Raw genomic sequence first — 20979 nt, forward strand, 5'->3', positions numbered from 1 at the left:
GGTCAACAAAAGCGGCGGAATCACGCCTGGGATTGCGGGTATTTCCGGCTACAGGAGGCCAGAATATATGCCTCAGTGCCCGAAAGCCTGTGATGCGTCGGATAAAAGATAAGGTGCTGCGGGCGAGGCAGCGGGGATTCCCTGCCCCCGTCACTTTCTTGCCCGCGCGCGGTCAGTCGACCACGCGTTCGAATTCGATCTGGCCGATGCCCGGGCTGACCCATTCGCGCGATTTGCGGACCTTGCCGCCTTCCAGCCAGTAATGATTGGTGAGGCGCCCGCCTTCGCGTTCACAGGTCTCGCTGATCTTGCGGGTGCTGTGGCCGCGCCCGTAGATCGTCACCGTCTCGGACCCGTCGGTGGTGGTGACGCAATTGTAATCGCGCCGTCCGGTCTGGTCATCGGCATCCATATAGAAATACGACCGCCGGTAAGCGCCGCCCGAGGCGATCTGGCCGGCCTGGGGGGCAGCAGAGGACATCAGATCAGCGCCAAGCCCCCGGGTCTCGATCAGGATATCCCCACGGAACGAGAACAGCATCCCATCCGCCGAGAACCATTGTGTCACATCGCCACGACGGTCGCGGATGGTGAGGAACGTCTCGATCCCGCGCGAGGGGACGCGCAGTTTCATCACCGGCCCGCCCGATTTCTCGATCGCGGCGCGGCTGACATTGCCGATCGGTGCCAGCTGGCCACCGGCCTCGCCGCCCGTCAGGTCGCTGACCCCGGGGATGAGCTTTTCCAGCTTGCCGCAGCCCGCGAGCGTGGCGAGCAGCGCCAGCGCGCCGGTGGTGGTTTTCAGCGCCATACGCGGCTCCATTGGTCATCGACCCGGTCAGAGTGATAATCGCGGATCGTGTCATAGAGCCTGCCCTCGACATCGACACGCGCGCCGCCGTCGCGTTGCAGCGGGCGGATGGTCTGGCTGATTTCCTGGCGGGACGGGTTGCTGAGCATCCAGTTCATCGGGATGGTGATGCGGATCCCCTTGTCGAACCGCCCCTCGCCAACCTCTGCCGCGCTGGCATCGGTCAGGGTGGCAAAAGCGCCCACTTTCCAGCCATTGGCGAATTCGCGGTCCAGCGTCAGCGTTGCGCCGACATCGCCCGCAAGATAGCGCCCGACATCTAGCTGGCCGAGATAGCCATTGCCGAAATCGTAATAGGCCGAAAGGTAGCCGGTCGCGATGGCATAGTCATAGTCGCCAAAGCCCAGCATGCCGTCGGTGTCACGCTGCTTGGTGTAATTCACCTCGACCCCAAGGGCGAGCGGGCTGTCGGCGGGCTTCCAGAGCACCTCACCCGAGACGCCGCCATGCATCCGTTCCAGATAACCGACGGTGACGCGGCTGTAGAAATTCGGGGCAGGGTGGGCGTACCAGGCCAGCGTCGCGCGTTCGAACGCGAAATCGGAATCCTCGTTATATTTGCGCGTGTCCGAGCGAACATGGGGCAGGGTGCCGCCTTTGGGGACCAGATGGGCTTTCTCGGAATTGCCGGCGATCTTTTGATAGATGGTGCCCGAGGCCACCCAGCCAGGGGCGAAATCATAGCTGGCCGAGGCGCGGATACCGATATCGCCATGCGCCGGCGACGTCACGCGGAAGCCCGGCAGGATGCGCCAGCGGAGTTTCTGATACATGTCCTCTTCGGCGCCTGCGCCACCGGGGATCATCTCGCCTGCATCGGCCCAGGTGACACGGTCCCGCAGGGTCGCGGCATTGTTGGGCGTATGCTCCAGCCGTTCAAGATCCGAACGGCGGATGGTGACTTTCGACACGCCCATGCCTTTGACGACCGGCACGATCTCAAAGGTCTCGACCGAGGCCGGCATCACAGCGGCAAGGGCGCGGGCGGTGCGGCCTATCGCCTGGGCCGGGGCGTCAAGCTTGTCATTGCGGATGCGGATCTGCACGCGATCAGCGGTATAGGCGAAATCCTCGATCCGGATTCCGTCCTTTTCCAGATAGCGGTTCAGGTTCTTGCGCAACACACCATTGGCATCGGCCTGCGTCACCCAGCCGCCGTCATAAGCATCCGGGTTCGAGGCACGCGACGGGCGGGTGATCACCGGGATCGGCCCTGACCCCAGCACGCCGATGGTGCCGGGGCGGTTTTTCGGATCCATCACCAAATGGAAGGAAAGCCCGAATTCCGACCCGTAAAGCGAATAGGCGCCGATGCGGACATTGTCGCCCCAAGCGTATTCGACGCCGATATTATAGGGGTTCTTGCGCTCGAACACTTTCCGGTCGCCGGATTCCAGATTGTAATTGTCGCTGGAATACTCGGCCTTCACCGTCCATTTGTCGTTGATCTTATATTCAAGGCCGCCAAAGAGTGCGGCCGGGCCGCGAAACCAGTTATCGGCGTTCAGCTCTGAGCCGAGGCCGGTGGCGGAATCCCAGGTGTCGCGCACGCCGCCGAACGGATTGCCAAAGGACTGGTAGCTGCCAAAACGCCCCCAGCCGATGCCGGCGGTCACCTTCAGCCTGTCGTTGAAGGTTTTGGTCGCGACAAGATATTCGGCAGAATTAAAGCCTGTCCCCAGAAAATCCTGCAACCCGAGGGTGACAGCGGGCATCCATGTGCCCTCTTCCGCGAGGCGAAATCGCAGATCGAAGCTTCGGTCATTATAGGTCGAATAATCATTCGGGTCGGGCAGAACATCGTTCCACTTGCCGGTCGCCTGCAGCCGGAAACTTGCGGCCATCCAGGAGGTGATCTGGAAGCTGAGTGTCGCGCGAGACACCGCGCCAAACTTCGAAACAGAGAGATTGAAGGTCCCATCCGGCATAGCATCGCCCGAGGGCATATCAATAAGGCCGGGCACGCCGCTGAAGCTCAGCGTCGGTTTCATCTCTGCCTTCGACTCTCGCACAAAGGGAAACGTCATCACCGATGCACAAACCGTCGCAAGCAGAAGGCTACGTGTCTTGCTTGCCAAAACTGACCCTCCGTTCGCCCCATCTATGCGAAAGCCTGCACCGGACGGCAAGCCCTGCTGTGCGCAGCTGCCCACAGATTGGCAGGAACCGCGTCACTGCGACATCACTGCCGCGTTGAGATCCCGCCCGGCTTCGCCAGTGCCGCAGGCGACGCTGATCGCAAGTTCACGGGCTTCCGCGGCATCGCCCGTGGCGGCAATCCGGCCAAGCCGTTGCAGCAGAAGCGGAATTTCCAGCCGGGTTTCGTCTTCTTCACTCGCGCGCAGGATCTTGGGATGCGGCGTGCGCAACAGGCCGTCGCCGATCAGCAATTCCTCATGCAGTTTTTCGCCAGGACGCAGCCCGATGACGGTGATTTCAATATCGCCGGTCGGGTTGTTCTCATCGCGCAAAGTATAGCCCGCTGCTTCGATCAGCTGGGTTGCAAGATCGCGGATCCGGACCGGCTTGCCCATATCCAGCACGAAGACATTGGCGCGCCCGCGTGTCGAGGCATCCTCGAACGAGCCCGCCAGCAGCACGAGCCGCGTCGCCTCGGAAATCGTCATGAAATAGCGGGTGACGTCTTCATGGGTCAGCGTGACCGGCCCGCCATGCGCGATCTGATCCTTGAAGAGCGGAATGACCGAGCCGGAAGACCCCAGCACATTCCCGAACCGCACGATTGAGAAATGCGTGCCCGGGTGGCGATGCGCCATGTCCTGGATCACCAGTTCCGCCAGCCGTTTGGAGGCGCCCATCACATTGGTTGGCCTGACCGCTTTATCGGTCGAAACCAGCAGGAAGCGCTGCACCCCCGCCTCGACACAGGCATCGGCCAGCGCCCTGGTGCCCAGCACATTGTTCACCAGACCCGAAATCGGATTGGCCTCGACCAGCGGCACATGTTTATAGGCGGCGGCATGCAGCACCACCTCGACGCCGTTTTCCAGGATGGTGCGGCGCAGGGTGCGGGCATCGGTTACCGATCCCAGCACCGGTTCGATATGGATGCCCTGCGCGCAGGGGAGCGCGGCGAGTTCGCGCTCGATGGTGTAAAGCGCCAGTTCGGACATCTCGAACAGAACCAGCCGCGCCGGTCCGCAGGACATAAGCTGGCGGCACAGCTCGGACCCGACAGACCCCCCGGCGCCCGAGACCAGGACCGAGCGGCCGTAATAGGCGTCCGATCCGTCCGGCAGGCCGACATCAAGCCGGTCGCGGTTCAGAAAATGCCCCGGCGAAACCGATTTCAGCGTATCGACGCGCATCTCGGCACCGGCGAGCTGCTCGAACGAGGGCAGCACCTGCACCTCCAGCCCGAGCGCCTGCATCTGCCGCACGATCCGCATCTGTTTTGGTGCCGACAGCGACGGGATCGCCAGGATCACCCGGTTGATCTCATGATTGCGGGCAATGTCGGAAATCCACTGCGGCGAAAGAATGCGCAGCCCGGCAATGCGCTGGCTGGACAGGTTCGTGTCATCATCAAGGAAGGCGACAACGCGGATCGTCTCATGCGCTTTCAGGGCCGAAGCGAGACGTAAGCCCGTGGTGCCGGCACCATAGATCAGAACCCGTACCGGCACTTTGTTATAGCGCAGCGCCGAGAGGTAAAGCTGCAGCAATATCACACGCGACCCGATGGCGGATAAAAACAGGATCAGCGCGAAGGCCAGCGTGCCGACCACTGGAAAATAGAGCCCCGGCAGGCTGGTAACGAAAAAGGCGCCGGTCGCCACCACTGCCGCATAGGGGAAGATCCCTATGGTGCCGAAGGTCTCATAGCTTTTCAGCTTGACCCGCAGCAGCCCGAAGGCGACCGAGGCAAAGCCGCCAAACACCGCCAGCAGCGGAAAGACCAGCCCCAGCCGCGAGAGCTGCTCGCTGGGCCAGAGTGTATTATACGTGAAAATGCAGGCCAGCAAAAAGCTGAATGGGGCCAGCGAGACATCGAGCAGCCAGATGGCCAGTTGCTTGTGCTGCCTGGTCAGAGATTGGGAGATCCAGAACAGCGTCTTGCGAAAAGATGTCATTGTCAGAAAGATCACCAGGTAACTGAACACAGAATGAGCATATGCCACCAACCGGGCAAGCATAACATGCAAGGCAGAGTATCGGTGGCGCTTACCTGCCTATTTCCGCCGTAAAACCTGCCCGATCGTGCGGCCAAGTATGACAATATCGTAACAAAGGCTGCGCTTGGCGCGGTAGATCAGGTCGAGATGCGCCTTTCTGGGCACACAGCGCCGCCGGTAAACCTCGTCGGTCTCGACCGCGTCACGGCATTGCGCAAGCAGCCATGCCTCGTGGCGATGGAAGTGCAGCGTGGCGAGGCCGGTGAGACCGGGGCGGCATTGCAGCACCTCGCGGTAAAGATCGGGGAAGGCCTCGGTATATTGCCGCAAGGGCGGGCGCGGGCCGACAATGCTCATATCGCCCTTCAGTATGTTCCAGATCTGCGGGATCTCATCAAGCCGGTAGCGGCGCAGGATGCGGCCCTCGCGGGTGATGCGTGCGCTTTTATCGCCGCCCGAGACGCCGCTATCGGCGCGGTCCACCGTGTGGTCCACCGTCATGGTGCGAAATTTCCACAGCCGGAACGGCTGGTCGGGGGTCTTCATCCGCTCGGCAAGGTAGAAAACCGGCCGGCCGGAACGGATCAGGATCCAGATCGCGATGATCAGCGCCGGCACAGCCAGCAGACAGGCTGCCACCAGCGCGAGAACAAGGTCAAAGAGGCGTTTGCCGGGGGTCATGGTTTATGGCTCCGGCAGGGCGCGCAGCGCCTGGATTTCCGCGATGATCTGTGCGGGCGTGGCAGAAGGCAGCGGCAGCAGCGCGGCAAGCGCGGCATTGTCCTGGGTTGCGACCGGCACCACCTTTGGATTGGGTGCGGCCCAGCCCCATGCGAGGCCTGCCTCGCGCAGGAGGTCGGCCATGCCCAAAGGTGGCGCCTGCACGATATTCAGCACGGGCGGCAGGGCTTCGCCTGCTGCAATCCGTCCCAGCAGCGCGGCCAGTGCCTGGGCGAAGGTGAGGGGGCCGATCCAGGACCGCAATGGCCCGCCCGGCGCATCTGCAACCGGGTCGAGGCGAATGTCCTGCCCGGGCGCGCGCGGGGCCAAAAGTGCATCGGCCCCGGCCAGATTGCCAAGCCGCAGGATGGTCAGCGGCAGGCCCGATGCCACAAGCAGACGCTCGGCCTCCAGCTTGGCCGCACCATAGGGGCCCGGCGGCGCAGGCGGGTCGCTTTCGCGGGCCGGCACCGGCCCCGGCGCATAGACGGCCGCAGTTGAGAGACAGACCAGATGGCGGACATGATTTTGGCGACAGGCCTCCAGCACCGGCGGGATCAGACCCGGATTGGAACCCGGATCCCTCGCGCCGGTCGTGCCGGCCAGATGCAAAAGGATCGCATCCCGCCGCCAGGCCGGTGCAGGGCCGGCGCCGATATCCCAGCGGATGCCGGGCGTCTCCTGCCGCGAAGACCACAGAAACCGCAGCGCCGGCGGTGGCGCGGCCGTCCAGACCCGTTTCAGGATCGAGCCAACCCGGCCTGCCGCGCCGGTTACAATAACAGTGGTATCTGACAGAGTTGCCCCCAGGTTTTTGCGCCGCATTCCCGCCAAATCGTCCCGGCCAATGTCACAGGCAATTGACCGCAGCCGACCAGAGCTTATGGTCCCGGGGGTCGAACTGTCCATATATGGGGATATGCGGACAGGCACGATGCCGGAATTCCAGGGCTGCCGCCGGAGATTTGTATGCGTTCCTCGTCTGTCGTCAGGCTGCTTGTCGCAGCCACTGTCTCTGTGTCACTTGCCGGCTGCACCGCGCCGAGAGGGGCGGGGAAGGCGAGCGAGATCCTGCGCGGCGCTGATGCCGAAGACGCCGATTTCCAGGTGGTGCATGTGTCGCGCGATACGGTGGGGCGGGTCTCGGGCTGGCCCGGCATGGGCGGGGGCGCCGCCACCTCGGGCTGGCTGACGAAAAAGCGTGGGCCTTCGGGCAATACTATCCAGGCCGGCGACAAGGTCGATCTGACGATCTGGGAGACCGGGGATGTGACGCTCCTGTCGCAGCCGGGACAGAAACTCGTGGCGCTGCCGGGGCTTACCGTCTCGCCCGATGGGTCGATCTACCTGCCCTTCGCCGACAAGGTCTATATTGGCAATATGACCCCCGACCAGGCGCGCGAGGCGGTACAGAAAAAAATCGAAACGATCATGCCCTCGTCGCAGGTGCTGGTCGCGCATCAGCCGGGGCATAAATCGACCGTCGATCTGGTCTCAGGCGTCAATGCGCCTGGCAGCTATCCGATGCCCTCGCGGGACTTTACCGTGCTGGGCCTGCTTGCCATGGGAGGCGGCATCCCCGCCGCGATGAAGAACCCCTATGTGCGGCTGATGCGCGACGGCAAGCTCTACGGCATCTCTGCAGAGCGGCTGCTGAAAGACCCGGCGCAGGACACCACGCTGCGTGGCGGCGACAAGGTCTATGTCGAATCGGATGAGCGCTATTTCATCGCGCTGGGCGCTTCGGGCGCCGAATCGCAGGTGCCCTTCCCGCAAGAGCGGGTGACCGCGCTGGAGGCTCTGTCGCTGACCGGCGGGCTGAACGATGCGCGTGCGGATGCCAAATCGGTGCTGGTCCTGCGCAATTATCCGGCGACTGCGCTGCGTGCGGCGAGCAGCGCGGCGGGCGTGGGCCCGGACAAGCAACGCGTGATCTTTGCCATCGACCTGACCTCGGCAGACGGACTGTTCTCGGCCGGACAGTTCTACATCCAGAACAAGGATGTGGTTGTGGTGGCAGAAAGCCCGATCGGCTCGGCGGCCTCCATCATCGGCCTTGCGGCGGGTGTGATGGGCATCGGACGCGCGGCCCAGGCGATTTCGAACAACTGATTGCGGGACCGAGGCGGCGGGAGGGCCTTCAGCCCTCCTGTTCCAGCCTTGCCCGCATCTCGCGCAGGACCGGCAGGACGGCGCGCACGCGGTCCTGGCCAAGCGCCTCGACCACTTCGGCAATCATCGGCGTCACCGCCTGAACGGCGGCATCGCGGGCGGCGCGTCCGGCGGGGCTGATCGCCACGAATTTCCGGCGTGCGTCATCCCAGTCGGGGCGGATATGGATATGCCCGGCCCATTCCAGCCGCGACAGCGTGTTGGTCATCGCGCCCCGCGTGACATGGAACGCGCGCGCAAGCTGCGCCGGGCTGCGTTCATCCTGCACCCGCGCGAGGTGGTTCAGCACCGAAAACTGCGACAGTTCCATGCCCTTGGGCAGTGCCTTCGAGATGCGGTTGCGCGCCAGCTGATCGGTCATGAACAATTCGCCAAACAGCGCGACGGCAATGTCTTCGGTGCGGTCCTGGCTCATAGATTTGTGTCCGGCCCACTGAAATCGCGGTCATGGGTCAGCGCCGGAACCCGGCCCCGCGCCCGCGCGATCTGGGAAATGTCGAGATCGGCCAGGGTGACGCCCGGCTCGGTCCCGCCATCGGCGATCACCTCGCCCCAGGGCGCGATGGCAAGCGAATGGCCCCAGGTGCGCCGCCCGCGGCCATGCGCCTCGCGGTGAAAACCGGTCTGGGCAGGGGCGAGGACGAAACAGCCATTTTCAATGGCGCGGGCGCGCAGCAGGGTCTCCCAATGCGCGCGGCCGGTTGTGTCGTTGAAGGCCGCCGGCACCGTCAGGATCTCTGCGCCGCCTTTCGCGAGGTGGCGGAAAAGATGCGGGAAGCGGAGGTCATAGCAGACCGCCATGCCGACCTTACCAAAGGGTGTTTCCGCCACCACCGCGCGGTCGCCGGGCCGATAGCCTGCGCTCTCGCGGTAGATCTCGGTTTCCGAGACATTGACGTCGAACATATGAATTTTGTCGTACCGCGCGAGGATGCCGCCATCCGGCCCGATCAGAAAGGAGCGATTCGCGAATCGTCCATCCGCATCGCGGGTCAACAGCCCCAGCGAACCGATCAGCAGATGCTTCCCCGCCGCCGCTGCTGCCTCGCGCAAGGCGCTGAGCGTGGGGTCGTCGTCCTCATGGTGATAAACACTGCGCTGGTGATCGCGCGATGAGGACAGGCAATTGGTCATCTCGGGCGTCAGGATGAAATCCGCACCCGAGGCCACCGCGGTGCGAAACATACCCTGGACCGAGGCGAGATTCTCGACCGGGTCGTCTGTCACATTCAGCTGGATCAGAGCCGCGCGCATCAGCCGGCCAGCAGGGGGTCAAGCCTGCCCTCATGCTCCAGCGCATGCAGATCGTCCGAGCCGCCGACATGGGTCTCGCCGATGAAAATCTGCGGCACCGTCCGCCGCCCGCCGGCACGATTGGTCATGGCGATCCGCAGATCCGGGTCGCGGCTGACGTCAATCTCGGTGAAGGCCACGCCCTTTTTCGTCAGAAGCCGCTTTGCCGCGAGGCAATAGGGGCAGGTGGGGGTGGTGTAGATCTCGACTTTACGCATGGCTGGTCCCTTATTCCGGATGGAACTATAGGGATTTAACCATTGCGTGCAACGCGTGCGAGGGCGAGAACAGATACCGGCCCTGCGCCTGCTGCATGACAGGCGGCAGTGGCTGCGGAAAATGTCGCGCCCGAGGTCATTACATCATCGACCAGCAGCACCGGACGCCCCCGGATCCGGGCGGCCTGGCGTGGCGAAATGCGGATCGCGCCGTCCAGCGCGGCAAAGCGCGCCTCGCGCGAGCGGCCCTCCTGGCTGCCGGTGGCGCGCGGGCGGGTCAACAGATCGGGGACGTGATCAAGCCCGGTCAGCCGGGCCAGTTCATGCGATAAAAGGGCAGCCTGGTTGTATTGCCGCCGAAAGAGCCGCCAGCGGTGCAACGGCACGGGGGCGATCACCATGCCTTCGGCCAGCAGGGGCCGTGCCGCGCGCGCGAGCCACTGGCCCATTGGACGCGCCAGATCCAGCCGGTCGCCATGTTTCAGCGCCAGCACAAGGCTGCGCCCGGTCGCCGCCCTGTACAGCATCGCCGCGCGCCCGGCCGCCCAGGGGCGGGGGGCGGCATGGCATTCCTCGCAAAGGTGATCCCCGCCGCCAGCTGCCCCGGAGGCATCCGGATCTGCGGGCACCTCAAGGCCACAAGTGCTGCAGCAGGCGCCGGTGATAAACGGCGTGTCCCGCCAGCAGCTGCCGCAAAGCCCGAAATCCGATGATACCAGCCCGCCGCAGGCAAGGCATTGCGGCGGAAATACCGCCCGGATCACCCCGAGCCCCAGCGTTCTCGCCAGCAGGGCGGCCCGGCCAGGACGCATCCTGATCACCGTATCTTCGCTTGCATCTTTGCCTGCGCCCCCTATTTTCCGCCATCATGTCCGCACCTGTCCTGACCGATCGCCACGCCCTTTCGCTGCACCGCCGTCGCGCGGTTGCCTTGCCTGATCCGGCCTTTTTCCTGCTTGAAGAGGCTGCCGATGAGATCAAGGAAAGGCTGCTTTCGGTTAACAGGAGGTTTACGGCGCCGGTTCTGATCAGCGGTTTTCCGGATTTCTGGGCCGGGGCGCTGCCGGATCTGCCGCACTCCCCGGATCTGCCGCTGCTGGAGCTGGCCCCTGGCAGCCAGGATGCCGTAATCCACGCGATGAGCCTGCATTGGGCGGATGATCCGGTCGGGCAGATGGTGCAGGGGTTTCGCGCCCTGAAGCCCGACGGGTTGTTCCTCGCCCTTTTGTTCGGCGGGCAAACGCTGCACGAGCTGCGCGCCTGTCTTGCCGAGGCCGAGGCCGAAATCAGTAGCGGTCTCTCGCCCCGGATCCTGCCGATGGCAGAGATCCGCGATCTGGGCGCGCTGTTGCAACGTGCCGGATTCGCACTGCCGGTGGCCGACAGTTTCACCCGCAAAGTGGCCTATCGCGACATTTTCCATCTGATGTCGGACCTGCGCGCCATGGGCGAGACCAATGCGCTGGCAGCCCGGTTGCGCCGCCCGACATCGCGCGCGCTGTTTCTCAGGGCGGGCGAGATCTACCGGCAGAATTTCCCGGCAGCCGGCGACCGGATCGAGGCCACATTCGAGGTGATCTGCCTGACCGGATGGACCCCGCATGAAAGCCAGCAAAAGCCCCTGCGCCCCGGATCGGCGCGCGCGCGGCTGGCGGATGCGCTTCATGCGACGGAACACCGCTTGCCGTGATGCGGCCTTGCGCTTGACCCCACAGGTCAAGCCTGTATCCCGGACCCGCAACCAGCAGAGGGAGCGACAGGCATGACTGACGCGAGAAACAGCGCGGCGAACGGGCTTCCCGAAGGGCATCCGGTGACGGGCAGCAAGAAGATCGGCGTGCTGATCGCCAATCTCGGCACGCCTGACGGCTATGATTACTGGTCGATGCGCCGCTATCTGAACGAATTCCTGTCAGACAAGCGGGTGATCGATATCCCGGACTGGAAATGGCAGCCGCTGTTGCAGGCGGTGATCCTGTCGAAACGCCCTTTCACCTCGGGGGCGAATTACAAGCTGATCTGGAACGAAGACCTGAACGAATCGCCTCTGATGACGATCACCAAGGCGCAGACGGCTGCGCTTGCGGCGTCGCTGAAGGCGCAGTTCGGCGACCGGGTCGAGGTCGATTTCTGCATGCGTTACGGCAAGCCCTCGACCGAAGAAAAGCTGAAAGCGCTGATCGCAAAAGGGTGCACGAAGATCGCCTTCCTGCCGCTTTACCCGCAATATGCGGGGGCAACGGTGGCGACGGCGAATGACCAGCTCTTCCGCGCGCTGATGCAGGAAAAGCGCCAGCCCTCGGTCCGGATCGTTCCGGAATATTACGACAACCCGGCCTATATCACGGCACTGGCGGGGTCGGTCACCCGCGCCTATGCGGCGCTGGATCACCGTCCCGATCTGCTGGTCGCAAGCTATCACGGCATGCCGAAACGCTATGTCGAAGAGGGTGACCCCTATTTCTGCCAATGCCGCAAGACCTCGCGCCTGTTGCGCGAGGCGCTCGGCTGGGACGAGGCAGAGCTGCATACGTCTTTCCAGTCGGTCTTTGGCACCGAGGAATGGCTGCGCCCCTATACGGTCGAATATGTGGCCGAGTTGGCGAAACAGGGAAGGAAGCGGATCGCAGTGATCGCGCCGGCCTTTTCGGCCGATTGCATCGAGACGCTGGAAGAGATCCAGGGCGAGATTCAGGAGGCCTTCCTGCATGCCGGGGGCGAGCGCTTCACCTATATTCCCTGCCTCAATGACGATCCGGCCCATATCGAGGCCCTCACCGGCATCATCGCAGCGAATCTGGCCGGCTGGGTCTGAGCCGGCGAGGCACCTTCCGGGCCGTTTTGCGGGGTGGTTCTGACGGCTACTTCCGGCAGGGCGGTCTGGGTTCACCCTGCCTTTCATTGGCGCATCTGTCGCCAAGGACCGACACAGGCAGAACGCATGGGCATTCACGCATCGGCACAAATGAAAAGGGACGGCAGAAACTCTGCCGTCCCTTTCCATGAATTGCTTCAGTGATCAGCTTGCGGCAGCTGCTGCGATCACAACGAGCACCAGCAGCGGAACAAGGATGCCGCCCGAGGACGACGTCGTTTGCTTCACGACTTCCGGCTCCATATGGGGTTCAACAACACCACCTGCGAAAGCCGACGAAGCGGCAACCGAGAGAGCAGCGGCAAGCGCGATTTTTTTCATCTTAGAATCTCCAGTTACAGCATGCCGTGGTATTGCAGAGGTCACGACATGCACCCAAGTGTCCTCGTAACCGTTTGTTAATCAGGAGCCCCTGGAAAATGCAATTCGCTGTAAGCGGGTGCTGTATGTAGGGCTAAAGTGTCGTCAAATTAGCAACACTTGTGTGCCAATTTGCGCCATATCGTAAAGTTCCTGCACGTGTTCATTATACATGCCGATGCAGCCATTGGACGATTTCCGCCCGATCTTGCGCGTGTCATGCGTGCCGTGGATCCGGTAATAGGTCCAGCTCAGATACATTGCGCGGGTTCCAAGCGGATTGTCCGCAGCACCGCCTTCGACCACATCCGGCCATTCCGGATTGCGCTCTTTCATCGAGGGCGTCGGACGCCAGGACGGATTGACGACCTTTTGCACCACTTCGGTCCGGCCCAGACGGGTCAGATCATCCGAGAGCGGCACCGAAGTCGGGTAAAGCCGGTAGACCGACTGGTCTTCCGACCAGAAGTGAAGCGCCCGCGAGGTGATATCGACGAGAATCGCCCCTTTGCGGGTGTTGTCGAAATAGCCCCGCCAGTCCAGCATCCGGAAGCTGGAGGCATTGTTGCGCGGAGTATCCTGGGCCATTGCCGGCGTCAGCCCGGTGCCGAAAGTGGCGGCTCCGAAGGCAGAGGCGCCCAGAGCGGCGGCCCCCAACGCGGCGGCATTGCCAAGCACCCTGCGGCGATTCAGGTGGTCAGCGGACATCTCTTTACTCCTGCAATGGGTATTTTTGTGCGGAACCTAGTGTTTTCCGGCGTCATGCGCAAATCAAACGGTTGTAACTTCGGTGCATGGCGGCGCCCTGCGCTGTGCAAAGGCGCGAAAGCGGGCGGGGGCGATGTCGGCGCCGCCGTTGGGCATGGCCCCGGGGGCCGCCCGTCGTCTGAGTTATGCGTAGCATTTGCGCCCGCGCCGCAGAACGGATAAAAGGGGGCAAAACACCGAAACGGGCAGTAGTTGGTGAGAGCATGAACAGACGAGCATTCCTGGCCCTGGGGCCGGCACTTCTGCTGGCGGCATGTGTGGGGGCGGGAACCGAACCGGTGCAGCTTGGTGCGGATGGCAAACCGCTGCCGCGCATCTATCGCATCACCCCGGCCATTGCCGAACAGATCCCTTATCGCTTCCTCGACAGCGTCAATACGATGCGCCGGGCAAAGGGCGCACAGCCTCTGGCCTTCAGCGCGGCGCTGAATGCGGCGGCAGAGACCCATTCGCGCGATATGTCGGTGCAGAACCGCCCCTGGCATTTCGGCTCTGACGGCTCTTCGCCGCTGACTCGGGTGCAGCGCGCGGGCTATAACGGGCGGCTTCTGGGCGAGAATATCTCTGAGACCTATCAGACGGAGCTGGAGACGCTTTCGGTCTGGATGGCGGCCAAGGACCAGCGCGATGTGATTCTCGATCCGAATGCGCGCGAGGCGGGCTTCGCCTGGTATCAGGAAGAGGGCGGCAAAATCTGGTGGACGCTGGTTACCGGCGGCTGATCCGGAATCAGAGACCCATTCAAAGCAAAACGGGCGCCCCGCACAGGTCGCCCGTTTTGTTTTGGGTACTGGTTATGAGGCGAGAATTCAGGGCAGGATGTGGATCGGCGTGCCCAGATTGACCATGGAATAGACCTCTTCGATCTGATCATCGGTCACGGCGATACAGCCCTCGGTCCAGTCCCGCACCGAGACCTTGTTGCGCGGCCCGCCATGGATGAAGATCTCACCGCCAGGCTTTTTGTTCTGCAAAAGCGCGAATTCCTTGTCGATGACATTGGGGTAATTCACGTAAAGCGACAGGTGATAGCGCGAATTCGGGTTCTTGAAGGTCATGTAATAGGTGCCTTCGGGCGTCTTGCCGTCCCCTTCGAACTGCTTGTGGCCGACCGGAGCAAAGCCGAGGCCCACATCATATTTCTTCAGCACTTTTTCATTGTGAAGAAGATACATGATTCGGTCGGTCTTCTTGATGACGACCGAAGTGACCTCCGGGCCCTTATATGTCCGGAATTTGGTATCCTTCTTGCCGCAGGCTGCCAGCGTCACCGCAAGCGCCAGGATAATAAGAAGTCTGAATGCCCGCATGGAGTGTTTCCGCTCGCCTGTTTTTTTACCGGATAGCGGAATCACCTTACTGAGGCCAGCATTCCCGTCGCCATCCGGTCTCACGGATGCGTTATTTTCAACGCGAAAAGCGGGCGGCCAGTTCGATATGAACCGACCAGCGGAACTGGTCGACGACCTGAACATGGTCGAGCTGGTAGCCCGCCGCGATCAGGATCTTTGCATCGCGCGCGAAGGTGACGGGGTTGCAGGACACCATCGCGATCACCGGCACCTCTGACACCGCGAGCCGCTGGCATTGCGCCTCGGCTCCGGCACGGGGCGGGTCGATCACCACCGCGTCAAAGCCCTTCAGCTCATCGGTCTCAAGCGGGCGGCGGAAGAGATCGCGCGTCTCGGTGGTGATTTTCTTCAGCCCCGGCGTGTTGCGCGCGGCTTTTTCAAGCGCACCCGTGAGGGCAGGGTGGCCCTCGACCGCATGAATCGCAGCCTCTGCCGCCAGCGGCAGGGCGAAAGTGCCAAGCCCGCAGAACAGATCCGCGATGCGCTTCGCGCCCCCGACGGCGGCTTTCACCGCGCTGACCAGTGCCGCCTCACCCTGGAATGTCGCCTGCAAAAAGGCGCCGGGGGGGAATTCGACCCGCGCCGTGCCCAGCCGGATCACCGGGGCCTCGCGTTGCGAGATGATCTCTTTGTCCCAGGTCAGGCGCGCGATGGAGAACCGCTCGGCAAGCCGCGCAAGCTCCATCTGGGCCGGGCCATCCAGTACCTTGCCGCCGGTCACAACCACATCCGGCCCCGCGAGGCTTTGCGTTACCTGAAGCTGGATCTCGGATGTGCGCGAGCCGCCGAACTGCACCAGCGCCTCCAGCGCGGGCAGGGTGGCCATCAGGTCGGGATGCAGCAGTTTGCAGCCCGGCATCGCGATGATCAGCTCCTGGCCCTTGGCGTGAAACCCAAGCTGCACACCGCCTTTGGTGCGCCGCCCCGACAGGGTCGCGCGCCGCCGTGTGGCGGGTGGCGAGGTCACAACCCCGGGCAAAAGCGGCGCCTCGATCCCCTGCAGGCGCAGCGACTGGGCAACCACATCGCGTTTCCAGCCGGCGACGAAATCATCCGAGGCATGTTGCAGCTGACAGCCACCGCAGCTTTTCGCATGCGGACAGGGCGGTTTTACACGCGCAGGCGAGGGCGTCACGATTCGCGCGCCGGTCAGACGGTCGCCCTGCAATATGCCTTCGACCTCTTCGCCGGGCAGCATCCCGGCAACAAACACCGCACCATCCGGGCCAGACGCAATCGCGTCGCCCAGATGCCCCAGCCGGTCAATGACCAGCCGAACCGTTTCACCCATTCGCTTCTTCCTGTTCGGTGACGATGAAGCCGCCCGACTGGCGTTTCCAGTACCGCGCGTAGCGCCCGTCCTGTGCCAGCAGCGCCTCATGGCTGCCTTCTTCGACAATCTCGCCCTTTTCCATCACGATGATGCGATCCATCGCCGCGATGGTCGAAAGCCGGTGCGCGATGGCAAGCACGGTCTTGCCCTGCATCACCCGTTCCAGCGCCTCCTGGATCGAAGCCTCGACCTCGCTGTCAAGCGCCGATGTCGCCTCGTCCAGCACCAGAATCGGTGCGTTTTTCAGGAAGGCCCGCGCCAGAGCGATGCGCTGCCGCTGGCCGCCGGAAAGCTTGACGCCGCGCTCGCCAAGGAAGGCGTCATAGCCCTGGCGCCCCTGGTGATCGACCATGGAGGAGACGAAGTCATGTGCCTCGGCGGCACGCGCCGCCGCTTCGATCTCGGCCTGCGAGGCCTCGGGATTGCCATAAGCGATATTGTCGCAGGCGGATCGGTTGAAGGTCGCGGTTTCTTGCGTGACCATGCCGATCTGACGGCGCAGGCTTTCCTGCGTCACGCCGCGCAGGTCATGGCCGTCAATGGTGACCGATCCTTTTTCCGGGTCGTAAAGCCTGAGCAGCAGCGAAACCAATGTCGATTTCCCCGCGCCAGACGCACCGACAATGCCGATCTTCTCGCCCGCCAGGATGGTCAGGCGGATGCCGCGCACCCCGCCCCGGCCTTTCTCATCGGTGCGGCCATAGGCAAAAGTCACGCCATTATAGCCGATCTCGCCCCGGATCCTTGGCAGTTCGATCGCGCTTTCGGCATCGGCCAGCGCATGGGGGATCGAGAGCGTCTTCATCCCGTCCTCGACCTCGCCGACCGAAGTATAGATCCCCATCAGCGTGAAGGAGACCCAGCCCGACATCTGCGCGATCCTGAGAGCCACCGCGCCCGCCGCCGCGATATCCCCCGCCGTCGCCGCCCCGGCCTGCCATTGCAGCAGCGTGCCGCCAATCAGCATCACCGGCAGCACCCCCGCCAGCGTCATCAGCGCCAGCCGGAACCAGGTGGAGATCTCGCCATATTCCAGCGAGGCGTCGCGGAAATTCTCCATCGCCTTCAGCGCAACTTCATCCTCGAACCGGTGATGGGCGAACAGCTTGACGGTCTTGATATTGGTGATCGTGTCGACAACCTGGCCTGAAACCATGGCCCGGGTTGCTGCGCGGGCGGCCGAATTCTTGCGGATCCGCGGCAGGAAAAAGCGGATCATCAGCAGGTACGCGACCAGCCAGACCAGCAGGGCGACTGCAACGATGGGGTCAATTGCGATCAGGAAAATCGCTGAACCGATCACCGAGGCCAGCGCGAAACAGACGGTATTGATGATCTCGGACGCCGTATCGGTGACGGCGCGGGCCGCCTGCATCTGTTTGGTGGCAATGCGGCCGGCAAAGTCATTGTCGAAAAAGGTCACCGGCTGGCCAAGCGTCCAGCGATGCAGGCGCGACAGCACCAGGGGCATCACATTCGGCCCGATCACCACCGCGTTCGAGGCATTGCCAAGCCCGAAAGCCAGCGGCCTTACGATCAGGTAAAAGCCAAGAAAGCCCAGCAAAAGCCAGGCATGGGTGCTGAAAAAGGCCTCTGGCCCGGACGTGACCGCGGCATCGATCACCTGGCCGAGAATCATCGCGCTGACCACCTCGGTCACGCCGGTCAGCGCCGAGATCACACCCGCGACCACCATCCAGGGCCAGGCGCCGCGCAGGCACCAGCGCATGAAGGCGCCGAGCTGCTGCGGCGGCGGCCCATCCGCCGGACGGAACGCGTCGATCCTTGCTCCGAGCCAGGCGAAAACGCTCATTGCGGCTGATCCTCAGACTGGTCTTCAAGACCGATAAAGCCGCCTGACTGGCGCGCCCAGAACCGGGCATAAAGCCCGTTCCGCGCCAGCAATTCGGCATGGCTGCCCTGTTCGGCCACGCGGCCATCATCCAGGACGACAATGCGGTCCATCTCGGCAATGGTGGAAAGCCGGTGCGCAATCGCGATCACGGTTTTCCCCTGCATCACGCCGTAAAGCGCGGCCTGGATCGCGGCTTCCGCCTCGCTGTCCAGCGCCGAAGTGGCCTCGTCGAGGATCAGGATCGGGGCGTCTTTCAGGATCACCCGCGCCAGAGCCACCCGCTGCCGCTGGCCGCCCGAAAGCTTCACGCCACGCTCGCCGACATGGGCGTCATAGCCACGGCGCCCTGCAGGGTCTTCCAGCGTCAGGATGAACTCATGTGCATCGGCGCGTCTGGCGGCTGCGATCATCTCGTCTTCCGTCGCATCCGGCCGGCCATAAAGGATATTGTCGCGCACGGAGCGGTGCATCAGCGAACTGTCCTGCTGCACCATGCCGATCAGCCGGCGCAAGGAATCCTGGGTGACTTTCGTCACATCCTGGCCGTCGATCAGCACCTGGCCGCCTTCCGGGTCGTAGAACCTGAGGATCAGCTTCACCAGCGAAGATTTCCCCGCGCCCGACCGCCCGACCACACCGATTTTCTCGCCCGGACGGATCACCAGGTCGATGCCCTGGATGCCGCCCGCCTCACGCCCGTAATGGTGGCGCAGGCCTTTCAGCTCGATCAGCCCCTCGCGATAATCCAGCGGTTTCGCGCCGGTCGCATCGGTCAGCTGAATGGGCTGGGTGATGGTCTGCATCCCCTCCTGCACCACGCCGAGAGCCTGAACGAGGCCGGAAAAGGCCCACATGATCCAGAAGGTCATATTGTTCAGCCGCAGAACCAGCGCCGAAGCGGCGGCGACGGTTCCGGTCGAGGCATGACCCTGAACCCAGAGCCAGACCGCCCAGCCGATGATCGCGATGATCAGGAACCCGTTCAGAAGCGTCAGCGCGAGATCCATCCTGGTGATGATCCGCATTTCCTTCTGGAAGGTCGCTCGGGCGTTTTCGATCGCCTCTTTCGCATAGAGGATTTCGCGGTCGTGATGGGCGAAGAGCTTGACGGAATGGATGTTGGAATAGGCATCGACCACCCGCGCGGTCACGGCTGAACGCGCATCCGAGCTTGCCATTGCGGCCGGTCCGGCGCGGCGGATCGTCCAGCGGACCAGCGCCATGTAAAGCGCGAACCACAGCACCAGCGGTACCAGCAGGCGCGGATCGGCCTCGGCCAGCATAAGCCCGGCACCGACCACCGTGACGGCGGCAAAGGCCACAGCGTCAAATGTCTGGAACACCGCATCACCTGCGGCGGGCGGCGTTTGCATGATGCGGTTGGCGATGCGGCCGGCAAAGTCGCTCTCGAACCAGCCGACCGGCTGTCGCAGGACATGGCGATGCGCCCGCCAGCGGATCATGGTGCCGAAATTCGGCAGGATCGTGTTGTGCAGAAGCGCCACGCTGCCGACCTGGATCATCGGGCGTATCACCAGGACCGCCAGCGCGATCAGCGCCACTTCCAGCCCGTGTGCGGCAAAAAAGGCGGCGGGCCCCGACGTTACCATCAGGTCAATCAGCCGCCCGAGATACCAGATCATCGCCACTTCAATGAAGGCCGAGGCCACCGACAGGGTGCCGGTGACCGCAAAGACCTTGCGGAAGGGGCGGATATAGTCCCTCAGCCAGGGCCAGAGCTTGCGCGGCGGGGTATCCGTTTCGGAATAGGCGGTATATGGGTCGACGAGACCCTCGAAAAAGCGAAACATTTCAGCACCCGGAATTGTCCCGGGTGTCTATACGGTTTTGCGGCAGAAGGAAACTGCGGCTCAGGGCAGAGCCAGCAGTGCGTCTCTGCCGAGGGTCAGATCCGATGCGAGCCAGGCCTCTTTCAGCGCCGCCAGCCGTCGGCCAAGCGCGGGGCCGCTGTAATCCGTCATCAGATCCGCAGCGGTGACGGGGAAAGTGGCGGCGACACCGCGCGCGACCGCGTCTTCCCAAGCCAGGGGCGGCGGGCTTTCGAGCAGCGCCGCGCGCGCGAGAATGGCGTCGGTGGCGGTCTCTGTGCCGAGGATATGGCCCAGCCGGGTAGGGGCGCCGCCTTCCAGGGTGGCCTCGCGCAGGCGGGTGATTTCTGTGCTCTCGGCGCGTGAGAGGCGTAGTGCCTCGCCCAGAGTGTCGCCGCCCATGACCGCAAGGCGGCGGGTCCAGCGCGGGGTGCGGCCCGCCTCGAAATGGACCAGCAAGGCGACCTGGCGCGCATCGGCGCCGGGCAACGCGGCCGCCAGCACGCCCGCAGCCTGCATCGCCGCCAGCGCAGGTGCCGGATCGGGGGCGGCGAGGAGCTTTTTCAGCTCGGCCCCGACCCTTTCGCGCGACAGCGTGTCGACCCCGCCCGCCAGCGCCGCGCAGGCGCCGAGGCTGTCCGGGTCCGGGCCCTCATCCGGGTCGCCATACCAGGCGTAAAAACGGAAGAAGCGCAGGATGCGCAGGTAATCCTCGCGGATCCGCGCCTCTGCCGCGCCGACAAAGCGGATATGGCGGGCCAGTGCATCTGCGAGGCCGGTGCCCAAAGGGTCGGTCACGGTGCCATCGGCCCGGGCGTAAAGCGCGTTCATGGTGAAGTCGCGCCGCATGGCATCGTCTTCGATCCGGTCGGCAAAAGCCACCACAGCGCGGCGGCCATCGGTTTCGACATCGCGCCGCCAGGTGGTGATCTCATAGGGCGCGTCACCGATGATCACGGTGACGGTGCCATGGTCGATCCCGGTCGGCACGGCGCGATACCCCGCCGCGCGCGCGAGTTCGATCACCCGGTCGGGGCGCGCATCGGTCGAGATATCGACATCGGCCACCGGCGCGCCGATCAGCGCATTCCTGACGCAGCCGCCCACCGCCAGAGCCTGATGGCCCGCGCTTTCCAGCATGTGAAAGACCTGCTGGCTTTCGGCGCGGGTGAGCCAGTCGCCGGTAATCTTCATGAT

Annotated in this window: 20 protein-coding genes; 4 read left to right on the forward strand and 16 right to left on the reverse strand. The window is 63.7% G+C overall.

What is annotated here, in order from left to right:
- Window positions 1-172: 172 nt before the first annotated feature.
- From AC4FS3_RS17925 to AC4FS3_RS17945, 5 genes are all read right to left on the reverse strand, one after another.
- Window positions 173-811 (reverse strand): YjbF family lipoprotein, encoded by a 639-nt coding sequence (locus AC4FS3_RS17925; RefSeq protein WP_283177131.1) that lies wholly within the window; start codon window positions 809-811, stop codon window positions 173-175.
- Window positions 802-2862 carry a YjbH domain-containing protein gene (locus AC4FS3_RS17930; protein ID WP_491021662.1) on the reverse strand — a complete coding sequence of 687 codons (2061 nt, stop codon included), beginning with the start codon at window positions 2860-2862 and terminating at the stop codon, window positions 802-804. Before AC4FS3_RS17930 ends, AC4FS3_RS17925 begins: the two co-directional genes overlap by 10 nt.
- Before the next feature lie 180 nt (window positions 2863-3042).
- Window positions 3043-4965 carry a polysaccharide biosynthesis protein gene (locus tag AC4FS3_RS17935; protein ID WP_491021663.1) on the reverse strand — a complete coding sequence of 641 codons (1923 nt, stop codon included), beginning with the start codon at window positions 4963-4965 and terminating at the stop codon, window positions 3043-3045.
- Between the two features lie 99 nt (window positions 4966-5064).
- Entirely contained in the window at window positions 5065-5688 is a 624-nt protein-coding gene (locus AC4FS3_RS17940) for a sugar transferase (RefSeq protein ID WP_491021664.1), read from the reverse strand.
- A gap of 3 nt (window positions 5689-5691) precedes the next feature.
- Complete coding sequence (locus tag AC4FS3_RS17945; RefSeq protein WP_491021665.1) at window positions 5692-6552, reverse strand: NAD-dependent epimerase/dehydratase family protein; 861 nt, start codon at window positions 6550-6552, stop codon at window positions 5692-5694.
- A gap of 144 nt (window positions 6553-6696) precedes the next feature.
- Here AC4FS3_RS17945 and AC4FS3_RS17950 point away from each other — a divergent pair, with 144 nt between their 5' ends.
- Window positions 6697-7839 (forward strand): polysaccharide biosynthesis/export family protein, encoded by a 1143-nt coding sequence (locus AC4FS3_RS17950; protein WP_491021666.1) that lies wholly within the window; start codon window positions 6697-6699, stop codon window positions 7837-7839.
- Window positions 7840-7867: 28 nt separating this feature from the next.
- On the opposite strand, the gene AC4FS3_RS17955 is transcribed toward AC4FS3_RS17950, so the two are convergent.
- The 4 genes from AC4FS3_RS17955 to AC4FS3_RS17970 are packed head-to-tail and all read right to left on the reverse strand — an operon-like array spanning window position 7868 to window position 10222.
- Window positions 7868-8314 (reverse strand): MarR family winged helix-turn-helix transcriptional regulator, encoded by a 447-nt coding sequence (locus AC4FS3_RS17955; RefSeq protein ID WP_092895714.1) that lies wholly within the window; start codon window positions 8312-8314, stop codon window positions 7868-7870.
- Entirely contained in the window at window positions 8311-9153 is an 843-nt protein-coding gene (locus AC4FS3_RS17960; protein WP_491021667.1) for a carbon-nitrogen hydrolase family protein, read from the reverse strand. The genes AC4FS3_RS17955 and AC4FS3_RS17960 overlap by 4 nt, the downstream gene beginning before the upstream one ends.
- Window positions 9153-9410 carry a glutaredoxin 3 gene (grxC, locus tag AC4FS3_RS17965; RefSeq protein WP_491021668.1) on the reverse strand — a complete coding sequence of 86 codons (258 nt, stop codon included), beginning with the start codon at window positions 9408-9410 and terminating at the stop codon, window positions 9153-9155. The genes AC4FS3_RS17960 and grxC overlap by 1 nt, the downstream gene beginning before the upstream one ends.
- A gap of 35 nt (window positions 9411-9445) precedes the next feature.
- Window positions 9446-10222 carry a double zinc ribbon domain-containing protein gene (locus AC4FS3_RS17970; protein WP_491021669.1) on the reverse strand — a complete coding sequence of 259 codons (777 nt, stop codon included), beginning with the start codon at window positions 10220-10222 and terminating at the stop codon, window positions 9446-9448.
- 56 nt (window positions 10223-10278) lie between these two features.
- Between AC4FS3_RS17970 and AC4FS3_RS17975 the strand changes: the two genes are divergently transcribed.
- Window positions 10279-11100 (forward strand): methyltransferase domain-containing protein, encoded by an 822-nt coding sequence (locus AC4FS3_RS17975; RefSeq protein WP_491021670.1) that lies wholly within the window; start codon window positions 10279-10281, stop codon window positions 11098-11100.
- Window positions 11101-11172: 72 nt separating this feature from the next.
- A complete protein-coding gene (gene hemH / locus AC4FS3_RS17980) occupies window positions 11173-12225 on the forward strand; it encodes a ferrochelatase (RefSeq protein WP_491021671.1) in 1053 nt (350 codons plus the stop codon).
- 204 nt (window positions 12226-12429) lie between these two features.
- Here hemH and AC4FS3_RS17985 read toward each other — a convergent pair whose 3' ends face one another.
- Together AC4FS3_RS17985 and AC4FS3_RS17990 are read right to left on the reverse strand one after the other, a co-directional pair.
- The gene (locus tag AC4FS3_RS17985) at window positions 12430-12606 is read right to left on the reverse strand and encodes a hypothetical protein (protein WP_092895724.1); all 177 of its coding nucleotides are present in this window, start codon (window positions 12604-12606) and stop codon (window positions 12430-12432) included.
- 144 nt (window positions 12607-12750) lie between these two features.
- The gene (locus AC4FS3_RS17990; RefSeq protein WP_092895726.1) at window positions 12751-13353 is read right to left on the reverse strand and encodes a L,D-transpeptidase; all 603 of its coding nucleotides are present in this window, start codon (window positions 13351-13353) and stop codon (window positions 12751-12753) included.
- A gap of 263 nt (window positions 13354-13616) precedes the next feature.
- Between AC4FS3_RS17990 and dalA the strand changes: the two genes are divergently transcribed.
- Window positions 13617-14135: a divisome-associated lipoprotein DalA gene (dalA, locus tag AC4FS3_RS17995; RefSeq protein ID WP_092895728.1), complete on the forward strand. Its 519-nt coding sequence runs from the start codon at window positions 13617-13619 to the stop codon at window positions 14133-14135.
- Window positions 14136-14222: 87 nt separating this feature from the next.
- Here the strand turns inward: dalA and AC4FS3_RS18000 are convergent, their stop codons facing one another.
- The 5 genes from AC4FS3_RS18000 to AC4FS3_RS18020 all read right to left on the reverse strand — a co-directional run bounded on the left by AC4FS3_RS18000 (window position 14223) and on the right by AC4FS3_RS18020 (window position 20976).
- Window positions 14223-14723, reverse strand: coding sequence for a L,D-transpeptidase family protein (locus AC4FS3_RS18000; RefSeq protein ID WP_092895730.1), 501 nt, complete (start codon window positions 14721-14723; stop codon window positions 14223-14225).
- 97 nt (window positions 14724-14820) lie between these two features.
- Window positions 14821-16056, reverse strand: a complete 1236-nt coding sequence (locus tag AC4FS3_RS18005; protein ID WP_491021672.1) for a class I SAM-dependent RNA methyltransferase — start codon at window positions 16054-16056, stop codon at window positions 14821-14823.
- On the reverse strand, window positions 16049-17911 hold the full coding sequence (locus AC4FS3_RS18010) for an ABC transporter ATP-binding protein (RefSeq protein ID WP_491021673.1): 1863 nt from the start codon (window positions 17909-17911) through the stop codon (window positions 16049-16051). The genes AC4FS3_RS18005 and AC4FS3_RS18010 overlap by 8 nt, the downstream gene beginning before the upstream one ends.
- Entirely contained in the window at window positions 17908-19764 is a 1857-nt protein-coding gene (locus tag AC4FS3_RS18015; RefSeq protein ID WP_491021674.1) for an ABC transporter ATP-binding protein, read from the reverse strand. The genes AC4FS3_RS18010 and AC4FS3_RS18015 overlap by 4 nt, the downstream gene beginning before the upstream one ends.
- A 60-nt stretch (window positions 19765-19824) precedes the next feature.
- Window positions 19825-20976: a CCA tRNA nucleotidyltransferase gene (locus tag AC4FS3_RS18020; RefSeq protein WP_491021675.1), complete on the reverse strand. Its 1152-nt coding sequence runs from the start codon at window positions 20974-20976 to the stop codon at window positions 19825-19827.
- Window positions 20977-20979 lie beyond the last annotated feature (3 nt).

This window comes from Pseudogemmobacter sp. TB195 (assembly GCF_058313095.1).